Here is a 12388-nt window from a genome sequence, read left to right on the forward strand (position 1 = left end):
TTCCGACTATGGCAGAAGAGGGACCAAATGCCAAAAGTCCCAAGTTGGACATAAGTGTGCATATCCTAAGACTTTCTACCTAAATCTTAGGTGAGATGGACCACGGGCCTCGTAATCATTGAATAAATATCGACCGCTCTGGGTGAATCGTTGATCACATAGCGGACAGTCGCCGGGTGGCACCGGTTCGGCCGAAGGTCCCGAATTGGGTCAATCAATACCTACACGGGCATCCACCCCTTAAATGGGCGGGTGCTCTGCTACCCGGACCGCCGATCCGCTCTCCGTGCCGGCGCGGCGGTCGCCGCCGGCGCCCTCACCGCCGCCTGTGGCACGGGTGCCCGCACCCCTGCCGGGCCGTCCGTTTCCGGGACGGCCCCGCCGGGCCCCGCCGTCCCGGCGAAGCCCGCCCCGGACAAACCGGCGGTCCGGGCCAAGGCGGCCCCCGCCCCGCGCCGGTTCGCCGGTCAGCCCGTGGAGATCGGGCACGGTCCCCGCGGCCGGCCCGGCGTCGCGCTCACCTTCCACGGCAACGGCGACCCCGCCATCGCCAAGGCGGTGCTCGCCGAGGCGGAGCGGGCGGGCGCGCGGGTCACCGTCCTGGCCATCGGCGCCTGGCTCGACGCCCACCCGGAGATGGCCCGCCGGATCCTGGACGGCGGCCACGAGCTCGGCAACCACACCCAGCGCCACCTCGCGATCAACACCATGCCCGAGGAGCAGGCGTACGCCGAGATCACCGGCTGCGCCGACCGGCTCAAACGGCTGACCGGATCCATCGGCACCTGGTTCCGCCCGTCCCAGACGCAGTACGCCACCCCACTGGTCCGAAAGCTGGCCCAGCGGGCGGGCTACCCGCACGTCCTCTCGTACGACGTGGACTCCCTCGACTTCACCTCGCCCGGTGCGGCGGCCGTCATCCGCACCGTCATCGGCCCGATCCAAGGCGGATCGGTGGTGAGCCTGCACTTCGGCTACGCGGACACGGTCGACGCGATGCCACCCCTCCTCGAAGAACTCGCACGCCGCAAACTGCGCGCGGTGACCACCACGGAGCTGCTGACCCCATGACGACCACCCGCCTTCCCCGGAAGGCCACCGCGTTGCTGGCCGGTCTGGTCCTCGCCGCCCTCGCCGGCTGCGGAGCGGCCGACAAGGGACCCGCCGAGGCCCTCGGCACGAAGGGGCCCGCCGCGCCCGCCAAGGTCGTGCCGGCGGCGCCGCCGGGCCTGGCCGGAATGCCGCCGCTCCTCGACCCGAACGACGTCTACGCCGCCGACCGGCCGAACAAGCTCTCCCCGGTGGTCAAGGACTTCCCGTCCCGCGTCTACGTGCCGAACACCTCCTCCAACACGGTGTCCGTCATCGACCCGGTCACGTACAAGGTCATCGACACCATCCCCGTCGGCATCCAGCCCCAGCACGTGGTCCCCTCCTGGGACATGAAGACCCTCTGGGTCAACAACAACCGGGGCCACACGCTCACCCCGATCAACCCGGCCACCGGCGAGGCCGGCAAGCCCGTCGAGGTGCACGACCCGTACAACCTGTACTTCACGCCCAACGGCAAGTACGCGGTGGTCATGGCCTCGATGGACAAGGAACTGGTCTTCCGCGATCCGCACACGATGGACCGCGTGAAAACCGTCCCGGTGACCTGTTTCGGCGTCAATCACGCGGACTTCTCCGCGGACGGCCGCTACTTCATCGTGAGCTGCGAGTTCTCCGGTGAACTGCTCAAGGTCGACACCGAGAAGATGGAGGTCGTCGGCCAGCAGAAACTGCCGTTCGAGGGCGCGATGCCGCAGGACGTCAAGGTCTCGCCGGACGGAAAGACCTTCTACGTCGCGGACATGATGGCGCACGGCATGTGGGTGCTCGGCGGCGACAAGTTCGAGACCCCCAAGCTGCTGCCCACCGGAAAGGGCTGCCACGGCCTGTACGTCAGCCGCGACTCCAAGGAGATGTACGTCTCCAACCGGGGCGAAGGGTCCGTCTCCGTCTTCGACTTCACCCAGAACAAGCTGACGAAGAAGTGGGAGCTGCCCGACGGCGGCAGCCCCGACATGGGCGGCGTCTCCGCCGACGGCAAGGTGCTGTGGCTCTCGGGCCGTTACAACTCCGAGGTCTACGCCATCGACACCACCACCGGCAAGCAGCTCGCCAAGATCCCGGTGGGCGGCGGACCGCACGGCCTCGCCGTCTATCCGCAGCCCGGCCGCTACTCCCTCGGCCACACCGGCATCTTCCGGTAGGAGACGAGGCGGGCGCACGGGCGGGCAGCGCGCATGACGTGAGCGCGCAGGAAACGGGCGTGCCCCGGGAGCTCGCACAGCTCCCGGGGCACTCTCAACGGCTCACCGACGCCTCCTCACCAGGCGACGGGGAGCCGCTCGGGAAGCCGCTTGATGAAGCCGGTCCGCCATACGAGGTTCTCCGCCGGCACCGCGAGACGCAGCTCGGGCAGCCGCTCGACCAGCACCTCCAGCGCGATCTCGGCGTGTGCCCGGCCCAGCGCGGAAGCCGGGCAGAAGTGCCGGCCGGCGCCGAAGGCGAGGTTGGCGTTGGAGCTCTCGCGCTCCAGGTCCAGTTCGTCGGGGTTCTCGAAGGCCTCCGGGTCGAAGTTGGCCCCCTCCAGCAGGACGAGGACCAGCTCGCCCTCCTTGACCAGCACGTCCCCGACCTGGATGTCCGCCATCGCGATGCGCGGCAGGCCGTCGCCGACGGACAGGTTCCAGCGGAGCAGCTCGTCCACGGCCTTGCCCATGCGCTCCGGGTGCTTGCGCAGGTACCCGATGAGCTCGGGCTTCTGCAGCAGCGCCAGGACGGCCAGGGTCAGGAACGCGGAGGTGGAGACGGCGCCGGCCCCGAAGAGCGAGACGGCGACGGTGGCGAACATGTCGTCGGTGAGGTGCGCCGACTCCGGGTCCAGTTCCTTCAGCTCGGCGAACTTGCCGAGGAGCCCCGTACGCTCCTCGGCAGGCAGCGCCAGCTGCGCCTTCAACTGCTCCTCGAAGTAGCCGACGTCCTTGTACCAGTTGAGCGCGGAGTCGGCGAACGGCTCGCGAGCGGTCATGAACGCGACGTCCAGCCCCGACATCAGCCGCCGCCAGTCTTCGAACGGCACGCCCAGCACCTGGCAGTGCATGGCCGCGGAGAAGGGGTCGGCGAACCCGGCCCGCAGGTCGGCGGGCCCCCCTTCGGCGACGAGCTGGTCGATGAGCTCGCCGGCCTTCGCGCGCAGCCAGTCCTGCAGGCCCTTCTGGCGCGGGTTGAGCGCCTTCATGACCGCGTTGCGCAGTCCGGCGCTGTTGATGTTGCCCATGTTGTTGACGACCTCGGGCGGGATCGTCAGTGCGTACTGCCGCGGGACGCCGGCATTGGCCGTGTCCTTCAGGCTGAAGCGCTCGTCCTCCAGCACCTGCTTGGCCAGCGCGTAGCTGCTCACCAGCCAGGCCGGGTCCCCGGTGAGGGTGCGGACCTGCGCGACCGGCGCCTTCTCGCGCAGCCAGGTGCACTCCTCGGGGAGCACGTCACCGCGCCGCGAGAGCGGGAAGTCGATGAGGGGCCCGGTGGTCCGTCCGGTGCCCTCAAGCTGCTCGACGCTCATCGACGGTCCCTTCGGTTGGTGCGGTGTGCGTGTGCGTGATCGGGTGGTTCGGGTCGCTCTGAGCGTTTTCGGCCGCCTCGGGTCGTACCACGGCGTATGCCTGGTTCCTCGTCGCGCGGAGTCCCCCACCGCGCGCAAAGAGGACGTCGGTCATCGGCATCTTGACGTGGTAGGCCGCCACGGAGGACGGCACGTCGAGAATGCTCGGGGTGTCGATGAAGAACGGCAGCTCGGCCGCCATGTAATCGAAACACACCTGCAACTGTGCGTCGGTGATGGATTCACCTTCCGGCAACTTGGAGCCGACAAAGTGCAGGGCCATTTCCTCGCAGCCCTTGCGGAATTCGTCGTCGGTCTCCAGGAAATGGAGTACGCGTCGGTGCAGAAGTTGGTAGACGGGGTTCGTCTGGAACTCCGAAAGTGCCCTCACTCGGATCTCGGCGTTCGGAGGTCCTGATTCCTCCACGCCCTTGAGAATCCTCCGCCGGACTGCCTTGATTTCCTTCGTCGCGCGCTTCTCTGCGTGTTCCCGGGTGTAGCCGAAGGCGGCGAACATCCCGTCCACGTGGAGGTCTGCGTAGACGAAGTCGACCTGTGCGAAGCGGGTCGTGGCCCATCGGGTGAGGCTGGATATGCGCTCGGAGCTGAAGTAGCTGTTGCCGGGACTCACTCCGATGAGCACATGGTCGCCGTCTTCCCAGATGTGGTGGCAAGTACGGGTGAAGGGCAGAACTTCGAATGATGCGTCAGCTGTGATCGTCACCTGTGTGATCGCCCTTGTTGCCGCTTGTCCCTGGGAGCCCTGCGCTCCCGGTGTGGCGGCAATGTCGCTACGTTATGCGGTGATCCCGGAGCGTGACAAGTGGGGGCTTGAATTGTTGGCTGGAATTATCGCTTCCGCACTACGGAAGAGTAATTGAATTTCTATCTGCCGCTCGAACGGGACCCGGGGCGTGAGGGGGCCGGGCGTGCCGCTACCCTGAGCCGGTCAACAAGCACCAAGAAGGGGTGGACCCAGTGGCGGACATCGAGAGCGCACGGACGACGTTCGGCAAGTTCGACGTGAACGGTGACGGCTTCGTGACGGCCGACGAGTTCCGTCGGGCGATGGCGGAGATGGGCGACCCGTTCGTCACCGGCCCGGTCGCGGAGGCCGTGATCGCCGCCAAGGACTCGAACGAGGACGGCCTGCTGAGCTTCGACGAGTTCTGGGCCTCCCTGGACAAGTAAGCACCCGCGCCGCCCCCTGGCCCCTGCCGGGCCGGGGGTGCGCGTCAGGCCTGCCGCTGCCCGCCGGCCATGCCCTCCACCTCGGCGAGGGCCTCCTCCAGCCAGCGCAGCCAGAACGTCTCCAACCCGGTTCCCGCGTGCAGCACGACACGCCGCAGCCGGTCCTCGTCGGAGTCCCGGCCGGCCGGGAAGTCCTTCTCCTCGATGCCCTCGTACACGGCCAACTGGGCCCGGTGCAGCTCCAGATGCCGCCGCAGCTCCGCGGCCAGCCCCTGCGGCCCGACCACCGCGGCCGCCCGGATCCGCAGCAACAGCGGATCCCTCACCGGCTTGGGATCCTGACGCTCCCCGACCCACCGCGCCAGCTCCCCGCTCCCGGCGGGCAGCACCTCGTACTCCTTCTTCTGCCCGCGCACGGGACCCTCGCTGGGCAGCGCCCGGATCAGCCCGGACTCCTCCAGCCGGCCGAGCTCGCGGTAGATCTGCTGGTGCGTCGCGGACCAGAAGTACCCGATCGACTTGTCGAACCGCCGCGTCAGCTCCAGCCCCGACGAGGGCTTCTCGAGCAGGGCGGTGAGGATGGCGTGCGGGAGCGACATGCGGCCATCCTAGGTTTGCGGCAGCCCCGGGAATTCTAGGATCGCGATCCCCCGGTGCGTAGCCACGGCCAGCCGGGTCCCGTCGGGGTGCAGGGCCGTCACGGGCGAAGGGACGTGGGTGACCCCGTACGCCCCGTCCCGTCGGGAGACCGCCACGTCGGGCCACTGTGCGAGGACGGTGCCGTCAGTGGCTTCGACCAACCGCGGGTGACCGTACAGGGACATGACGCGGCTCCCGCCGCACGGGACGACGGTTCCCCAGTCGCCACCGCCGCTGCGGTGCGTCCAGCGCCCCTGGGCACAGGACCAGACGCCCAGCTCGCCCGTGCGCAGCGCCCGGCGCTCCTCGCCGTCGCCCAGGTCCTCGGCGGTCGCCGCCACCACCAACCGGTCCGTGTCGAGCCAGCAGGCCGAGGCCACCTCGGCGTCCAGCGCCATGTTCCCCGGCGCCCCTTCCCGGTCGAGGACCGAGGAGTCCGTCAGTGCCTCCTGCAGTTCGTACGCGCTCGCGAGGCCGACCGGGCTCCACACCCAGCCGGCGGAGAGCAGGCGCCGTCCGTCCGGACTCACGGCGAGTCGGGAATGGAAGAAGTCCCGGGGCTCGCGGGCCGCTGCCGTGAGCCGTTCGCCGGTGGCCGCGTCCTCGATCTGTAGGACGTTGTACTCGTCCGGGCAGTGCACCAGCACGTCGCGGCCGTCCGGCAGCGTGCCGAGCACGATCGGGTAGTCGTAGGCCTCGGCCTGGTAGTAGCTGCGGTTCAGCTCGCGCGCGATCCGCTCGCCGTCTAGGAGCAGGGCCTTCGTGCCGCGCTCTGTGTAGATCGCCGTCCAGCGGCCGGAGGGCGAGTGTGCGGCCCTGTCGAACTCGTACGGGTACCGCAACCCGCTGGAGTGCTCGGCCCCGTCCGGGGTCCAGCGGCGGAACCCGCCGACCGCGTCGACCAGTTCTTCGCCGTCCCACCGGAGGGACAGTGGCTCGCTCGATGTCTCGATCATCATCACGAACCGCGAACCTACCTACTGCCAGGCGGCCAGCGCCTCCGGATTGCGGGGCCCGGGGGCGTCCGCCGCCAGCAGTCCGTGGGCCCGCATCAGCGCGGTCACCGCCGGGGACCAGGCCGGGCGCAGGCCCGCCGCGGTCAGGAGGGACGGCTCCGAGAGGAGGGGTTCGGCCGGGCCGAAGCGGATGCCCGCCGGGGTCAGGATCGCCGCGTCGTCGGCCCAGCGGACCGCCAGGTCCACGTCGTGGGTGGCCATGACCACCGTCGTGCCGGAGGCGCGCAGTCCCGCGAGGACGCCGAGGAGCCGCTCCTGGCCGTCCGGGTCCAGGCCGGCCGTCGGCTCGTCCAGGATCAGCACCCGCGGAGCCATCGCCACCGCCCCCGCGATCGCCGCGCGCTTGCGCTGGCCGTAGGAGAGCAGGTGGGTGGGGCGGTCCCGGAGCCGGGTGATGTCCAGGGCGGCGAGGGCCGAGTCCACGCGGGCGCGGACCTCCGGAGCGGGCAGCCCCAGGTTCATCGGGCCGAAGGACACGTCCTGTTCGACCGAGGCCGCGAACAGCTGGTCGTCGGGGTCCTGCACCACCAGCTGGACGGACGTGCGCAGCCGGGTCAGTCCGGCCCGGTCGTACGAGACCTCCGTGCCGTCCAGCCACAGCGATCCCGCGCCGGGCCGCAGGCCGCCGCTCAGCAGCCGCATCAGCGTGGTCTTGCCGCTGCCGTTGCGGCCCAGCAGGGCCAGCGCCCGGCCCGGCGCGATGGCGAAGTCGACGCCGGTCAGGACCGCCGGGCCGTCCTCGTAGGCGTAGCCCGCGCCGGACAGTTCCACCACCGGCGGGTGGGAGGAGAGGGGCAGCGACGGGTTCACAGGTAGAGCCCCTTCAGGGTGAGGGTCAGGGTGATCAGGGCCGCCAGCAGGCCGGCGGTGGCCGCCAGGAAGCGCCACGACAGGGCCGCCTCCGGTACGAGGACCCGCAGCGCGCCGTCGTAGCCGCGTCCGGCCAGACCGGCCTGGAGCTTGGCCGCACGGTCGAAGGCCCGTACGAAGGAGGTGGCGGCCAGTCCGGCCAGGGAACGCCACACCGCCGCCCGGCCGGTGTGCCCGAGCCGGGCCGCCTGGGCCCGGCGGACCTGGGCCATGGAGTCCAGCAGCAGGAAGCCGATCCGGTACATGACCAGGGCCACGTCCACCACGGGGGCCGGCACCCCGGCCCGCACCAGCCGGGGCAGTACGTCGGAGACCGGGGTGGTGAAGGCGAACAGCAGCAGCCCGAGCGAGGCCGCCGAGGTGCGCAGCAGCAGTTCGGCGGCGAGCCGGGGGCCGTCGGGGGCCAGGGACACCGGCCCTGCCGGGCCGCCGACCGCGAACAGCAGGGGCAGCGCCCCGGTGAAGCAGAAGCCGAGCGGGATCCGGAAGGCCCGCCAGAGCTGCCGGCCGGCCACCCCGGCCGGGCCGAGCAGCACGGCGAGGGTGGCGGCGGCCACCAGGGGCCCGCCCGGCCAGGGCGGCAGGCACACGGCGGTGACCGTCAGCCCGATCCCGAGCAGGGCCTTCTCCAGCGGGTGCCGGCCGCGCCAGCGACTGCTGTGCGCGGCCACGTCGATCGGCAGCACCGCCTAGGCCTCCGGGGCGGTGGCGGCAGCGGCGGCGGCCGCCCCTTGGCGGCGGCCCTTGCGGACGCCGAAGTAGTACGCGAGCACGCCCGCCCCCAGGGCCGCCTGCAAGGCGAACAGCGCGGACTCGATCTCGGCCGAGGGGGGCTCGTACAGAGGGGAGAACCAGGGCTCGTAATCCGGCTTCAGCTCGGTGATCGCCGCCTCCGCCTGCCCGTCGGCGCCCGCGAAGGGCTCCTCCTTGCCATCGCCCAGCCCCAGGGCGATCGGCAGCACGGCCAGCGCCGCCACCAGGAGCAGCAGCAGGGTGTTGATCTTCGCGTTCTTGGACATCCCGCTCATCACGCCGCCGCCTTCTCTCCGGTACGGGTGCCCGTCAGCTTCGCAACACCGAGCCGGACCAGGTCCGACTTGCTCGACGCCATCAGCAGCCGCATCACGAGGACGGTCAGCAGCCCCTCGCTCACCGCCAGCGGGATCTGCGTGACCGCGAAGATCCCCCCGAACTTCGCGAGCGAGCCCGCGAACCCGGAGGCCGGGTCCGGGAAGGCCAGGGCGAGCTGCACGCTGGTGACGCAGTAGGTGATCAGATCGGCGAAGAAGGCGCCGAAGAACACGGTCACCATCAGCGGGAGTTCGAACTTCCGCAGGAGCCGGTAGACGGCGTAGCCCGCCCACGGGCCGGCGATGGCCATCGAGAAGACGTTGGCGCCGAGGGTGGTGAGCCCGCCGTGCGCCAGCAGCAGGGCCTGGAACAGCAGGGTGATCGTGCCGAGCACCGCCATGATCGGCGGCCGGAACAGGATCGCCCCGAGCCCGGTGCCCGTGGGGTGCGAGCAACTGCCCGTCACGGAGGGGATCTTCAGGGCGGACAGGACGAACGTGAAGGCCCCGGACGCACCGAGCAGCAGGGTGCTCTCCGGGTTGGCCTTCACCTCGCGGGTGAGCGAGCGGACGCCGTGGACGACGAAGGGGGCGGACGCGGCGCCCCAGGCGACCGCGTGCAAAGGGGGCAGGAACCCCTCGGCTATATGCATGGGTAGGGAGACCTCTCCAGCACCTCGTGGATGGACAACGCGCCCCGGCCGGTCTCCTGGCTCACGGGTTGACGTCCATGCTCCGCCTTCCCGGGCAGCGCGGAACCTCCCGCGCAGCCCAGTGGCTTTCCCGCAGGAGTGGAGCCGGACTTCCCGATCACAGTGGCGAGGGCCGCACCGGTTTCCCACCGGTTTCCCGAACACCAAGGCTCGCTGACCCTAGTCGGCCGCGCGGAGCGGTAACAACCCGCCCCCATTGCGCCGACAGGTGGCCGGATTCCGATTTATGGCGACTCTCCGCGTCGGTCGGCCGACCCTTCACCCCAATTGCGCTGATCGAAGAGGGAGTTCCGTGAGGAGCGGCCCGACGGGCCATGGTCACCCCGAGCCTCCGCACGGTTCCGCACCCGGACGGGTGCGGTCCGCTGGCGGGCCCGTCCGGCGGGGGTCAGGCTGGTGGGGTGACCGCCGAATCCGATGCCGCGCCCGCCTTCGACTACTCCGACCTGACCGCCGTGTACGTCAACTGCACGCTCAGGCGATCGCCCGAGCCCAGCAACACCGAGGGCCTGATCGACAAGAGCCGCGCGGTGATGGAGGCGGCCGGGGCCCGGACCTCGCTCATCCGGGCCGTCGACCACGACATCGCCACCGGAGTCTGGCCGGACATGACCGACCACGGCTGGGAGAGCGATCAGTGGCCGGTGCTCTACAGCCAGATCATGGACGCCGACATCCTCGTGCTGTGCGGCCCGATCTGGCTCGGGGACAACAGCTCGGTGATGAAGCAGGTCATCGAGCGGCTCTACGCCTGCTCCTCGATCCTGAACGAGCAGGGCCAGTACGCCTATTACGGGCGCGTGGGCGGGGCGCTGATCACCGGCAACGAGGACGGCGTCAAACACTGCGCCATGAACATCCTCTACAGCCTCCAGCACCTCGGCTACGCGATCCCCCCGCAGGCCGACGCCGGATGGATCGGCGAAGCCGGACCCGGGCCCTCGTACCTGGACCCCGGCTCCGGCGGCCCGGAGAACGACTTCACCAACCGGAACACGGCCTTCATGAGCTGGAACCTCATGCACCTGGCCGCCCTGCTCAAGCGGTCCGGCGGGATGCCGGCGCACGGCAACCAGCGCTCCTCGTGGGACGCGGGCTGCCGCTTCGACTTCCCGAATCCCGAGCACCGGTAGACGGGCCCGACCTCCCGCCGGCGGGTGCTCAGCAGACGTTCGGGTGCGCGACGTCCAGGACGAAGCGCTCCGGGGCGTGCAGCTTGAAGGAGGTGTAGGCGGGCTTGGTGTCGAAGGCGGCCCCGAAGGTGACGTACCCCTCGTAGTCGCCGGTCAGGGCGATGCCCTTCAGCTTGGGCAGGTAGATCTTGAGGAGCTTGGGCCCGCGGTAGACGTTGGTGCCCGCGTCGTCGTGTCCGGCGGCGGGGTGCAGGCGGATCTCCAGGAAGTACCGGCCGGCCAGCGGGACGGGCTTGCCGGACCCGTCGTAGACCAGCGACGGGACGGGGGTGACGGTGACCTCGGGAATGTATCCCTGCAGGTCGATGACCACGCGGTCGTACGTGCAGTGCCCGCCCCAGCGGGCATCGACGACGAGCGGGGTGGCGGTGGTAGTGGTGGCGGTGGCGGTCGTGGCTGCGGCGGAGGCCGGGGCGGCGAAGGCCAGGGTGGCGGTGAGCAGTGCGCCCAACCCCAGTGCGGTGGCCTGCCGGCGGCGTGGACGGTTCATTGCGTCCCCTCGATTCCGAGAGACGGGGAACGGTGTCACCCGTGAAGACGCTCCCGGTACGGCCGTGGTTGCAACGGGTTCACCCGGTCTGCCGGGTCTCGCAGGATCCCGCCGGGTTCACCCCGGTCAGCTGGGCAGGAGGGCGCTCAGCTCGGCGTCGAGGTCGTAGTGCCGGTGCTCCTGGCCGCGCGGCACCAGCTCGGTCATCCGGCGGCACAGCGCCTGTACGTCCTTGGCCCGGGCGGACACCACGCACGACTGCTCGCCGTTGCTGAAGGCGAAGAAGACCCGCGGCTCGGTGCCCCTCCAGCGCGGCCACACCTGTATGTCGCCCTCGCCGGTGGCGCAGACCTGGCCGTCGAGCAGCAGTTCCCGGGAGAAGACCCAGCGGGCGATGTGCATGCCGGCACCCTCGAAGTCGAGGGAGATCTCGTAGGGCCGCTCGGTGCGGTACACGAAGACGCCCCGCACCGGCAGGGGCGCGGGCGCGGCCTCCAGGCGGAGCGGGAGGACGCGGTGTTCGGTGCCGGTCATGCGGGCGCCTCTCTCTCGGGGTGGGGTCTCGCCGGCGCACGCGCGACATGCCCACTCGGGCAAGCTAGCCCACCTCCGGGCCGCCTTCCCGCGGCCAAAGGTCCCGTCCGACCGGGCCTCTCGACCCGACTTCGCCCGACGCGCCGAGCCCCGGCCTCCGGGGGAGGTCGGGGCTCGGCGGAAGGGTGTGAGTTGCTGGTGCAACCCGCCTGCCCGACGCTGTCTGATCCGGGGCGCGGACCGGCGGATGGTGTCAGGACTGCCGGCTGGCGAGCCGTTTGGCCGTTTCTCGGCGCTGGGGCTGGAGGGGGTCCACGAGGACGCCCGAGCCCTTGCCGGGAGTGTGGTTCCAGCCCCGGATCTTCGCCGCGGCCTTGGCGAGGCGATCGTCGCCGGGTGGTACGTCGATGGAGAACAGCGACTCGTCCGGCTTGGCGTCGTCACCGCCCCAGCGCACCACACCGTCGCAGTCGGCGAGGATGTCCCGGATCACCAGCTCCTCCAGGGGGAAGAAGCCGCCGCGAGCCCCGGAGGGATAGGACCCGGGCCGGATCTGGACCGCCGTACCGGAGGCCAGGTTGGACTCCGCCAGACCCTTGCGCACCGAGCCGGGGCTGCGCCAGCCGACGACCTCGCCCGCGCGCAGGGCGTCGATCTCGTAGTGGAAGCGGGTGACCACGTGGACCAGGACGGTCTCCACGTCGGCCATGCGCATCCGGACGCCGTCGAGCGGGGTGCCGGGGACCGGCCTGGTGTAGATGTGACCGTGGTCGTCCGCGGTCTTCTCCATCTCCCAGCCGTTCTTCGAGGGGATGCCCGTCAGGACGCGCTTGTTGCGTTCTTGCGCCTTGCGGATCTCCTCGCGGACCTTGTCGGGATCCGGGGTCTTGCCCGCCGCGAAGGCGGGAAGGGACAGCGCCTGCGATGCGGCCGCGACGCCGACCGCCACGAAGGCGGCGCGTCGCAGGACGGCGCGGCGAGAGATGTCCACGGTCACTTCTTCGTCTCCTCGAATCCTCGTAC

The 12388-nt window shown here is 70.5% G+C and carries 15 protein-coding genes and 1 riboswitch; of the genes, 4 read left to right on the forward strand and 11 right to left on the reverse strand.

The annotated features are described in order from the left end of the window. The first annotated feature begins 252 nt into the window (after positions 1-252). Positions 253-1071 (forward strand): polysaccharide deacetylase family protein, encoded by an 819-nt coding sequence (locus ACFVX6_RS22530; protein ID WP_389694083.1) that lies wholly within the window; start codon positions 253-255, stop codon positions 1069-1071. Continuing rightward, a complete protein-coding gene (locus ACFVX6_RS22535) occupies positions 1068-2255 on the forward strand; it encodes a YncE family protein (protein WP_389694085.1) in 1188 nt (395 codons plus the stop codon). Before ACFVX6_RS22530 ends, ACFVX6_RS22535 begins: the two co-directional genes overlap by 4 nt. A gap of 116 nt (positions 2256-2371) precedes the next feature. On the opposite strand, the gene ACFVX6_RS22540 is transcribed toward ACFVX6_RS22535, so the two are convergent. Continuing rightward, the gene (locus tag ACFVX6_RS22540; RefSeq protein WP_389694087.1) at positions 2372-3610 is read right to left on the reverse strand and encodes a cytochrome P450; all 1239 of its coding nucleotides are present in this window, start codon (positions 3608-3610) and stop codon (positions 2372-2374) included. Then, the gene (locus tag ACFVX6_RS22545) at positions 3591-4373 is read right to left on the reverse strand and encodes a tRNA-dependent cyclodipeptide synthase (RefSeq protein WP_389694089.1); all 783 of its coding nucleotides are present in this window, start codon (positions 4371-4373) and stop codon (positions 3591-3593) included. The genes ACFVX6_RS22540 and ACFVX6_RS22545 overlap by 20 nt, the downstream gene beginning before the upstream one ends. A gap of 254 nt (positions 4374-4627) precedes the next feature. On the opposite strand from ACFVX6_RS22545, the gene ACFVX6_RS22550 reads away from it, so the two are divergent. Further along, the gene (locus tag ACFVX6_RS22550) at positions 4628-4840 is read left to right on the forward strand and encodes an EF-hand domain-containing protein (RefSeq protein WP_389694091.1); all 213 of its coding nucleotides are present in this window, start codon (positions 4628-4630) and stop codon (positions 4838-4840) included. Positions 4841-4884: 44 nt separating this feature from the next. On the opposite strand, the gene ACFVX6_RS22555 is transcribed toward ACFVX6_RS22550, so the two are convergent. Genes ACFVX6_RS22555 through ACFVX6_RS22580 form a run of 6 tightly spaced genes read right to left on the reverse strand, consistent with a single transcriptional unit; the run spans position 4885 to position 9088 of the window. Continuing rightward, on the reverse strand, positions 4885-5439 hold the full coding sequence (locus ACFVX6_RS22555; protein WP_389694093.1) for a PadR family transcriptional regulator: 555 nt from the start codon (positions 5437-5439) through the stop codon (positions 4885-4887). Positions 5440-5448: 9 nt separating this feature from the next. Then, positions 5449-6438: a hypothetical protein gene (locus tag ACFVX6_RS22560; RefSeq protein WP_389694095.1), complete on the reverse strand. Its 990-nt coding sequence runs from the start codon at positions 6436-6438 to the stop codon at positions 5449-5451. Between the two features lie 18 nt (positions 6439-6456). Next, complete coding sequence (locus tag ACFVX6_RS22565; protein WP_389694097.1) at positions 6457-7305, reverse strand: ATP-binding cassette domain-containing protein; 849 nt, start codon at positions 7303-7305, stop codon at positions 6457-6459. Next, on the reverse strand, positions 7302-8051 hold the full coding sequence (gene cbiQ, locus ACFVX6_RS22570) for a cobalt ECF transporter T component CbiQ (RefSeq protein ID WP_389694099.1): 750 nt from the start codon (positions 8049-8051) through the stop codon (positions 7302-7304). Before cbiQ ends, ACFVX6_RS22565 begins: the two co-directional genes overlap by 4 nt. Before the next feature lie 3 nt (positions 8052-8054). Beyond that, positions 8055-8393 carry an energy-coupling factor ABC transporter substrate-binding protein gene (locus ACFVX6_RS22575; protein ID WP_389694101.1) on the reverse strand — a complete coding sequence of 113 codons (339 nt, stop codon included), beginning with the start codon at positions 8391-8393 and terminating at the stop codon, positions 8055-8057. Beyond that, complete coding sequence (locus ACFVX6_RS22580) at positions 8393-9088, reverse strand: energy-coupling factor ABC transporter permease (protein WP_389694103.1); 696 nt, start codon at positions 9086-9088, stop codon at positions 8393-8395. Before ACFVX6_RS22580 ends, ACFVX6_RS22575 begins: the two co-directional genes overlap by 1 nt. A gap of 28 nt (positions 9089-9116) precedes the next feature. Then, a riboswitch (cobalamin riboswitch) is annotated at positions 9117-9311 on the reverse strand. 238 nt (positions 9312-9549) lie between these two features. On the opposite strand from ACFVX6_RS22580, the gene ACFVX6_RS22585 reads away from it, so the two are divergent. Next, the gene (locus ACFVX6_RS22585) at positions 9550-10281 is read left to right on the forward strand and encodes a flavodoxin family protein (RefSeq protein WP_389694105.1); all 732 of its coding nucleotides are present in this window, start codon (positions 9550-9552) and stop codon (positions 10279-10281) included. Between the two features lie 28 nt (positions 10282-10309). Here ACFVX6_RS22585 and ACFVX6_RS22590 read toward each other — a convergent pair whose 3' ends face one another. The 3 genes from ACFVX6_RS22590 to ACFVX6_RS22600 all read right to left on the reverse strand — a co-directional run bounded on the left by ACFVX6_RS22590 (position 10310) and on the right by ACFVX6_RS22600 (position 12362). Further along, a complete protein-coding gene (locus ACFVX6_RS22590; RefSeq protein WP_389694107.1) occupies positions 10310-10831 on the reverse strand; it encodes a hypothetical protein in 522 nt (173 codons plus the stop codon). Between the two features lie 126 nt (positions 10832-10957). Continuing rightward, entirely contained in the window at positions 10958-11365 is a 408-nt protein-coding gene (locus ACFVX6_RS22595; protein ID WP_389694109.1) for an SsgA family sporulation/cell division regulator, read from the reverse strand. 253 nt (positions 11366-11618) lie between these two features. Further along, positions 11619-12362 (reverse strand): hypothetical protein, encoded by a 744-nt coding sequence (locus ACFVX6_RS22600; RefSeq protein ID WP_389694111.1) that lies wholly within the window; start codon positions 12360-12362, stop codon positions 11619-11621. Positions 12363-12388: the final 26 nt, after the last annotated feature.

The sequence above is a fragment of the Streptomyces sp. NPDC058289 genome (assembly GCF_042880975.1).
Classification (GTDB): domain Bacteria; phylum Actinomycetota; class Actinomycetes; order Streptomycetales; family Streptomycetaceae; genus Streptomyces; species Streptomyces stoeckheimensis.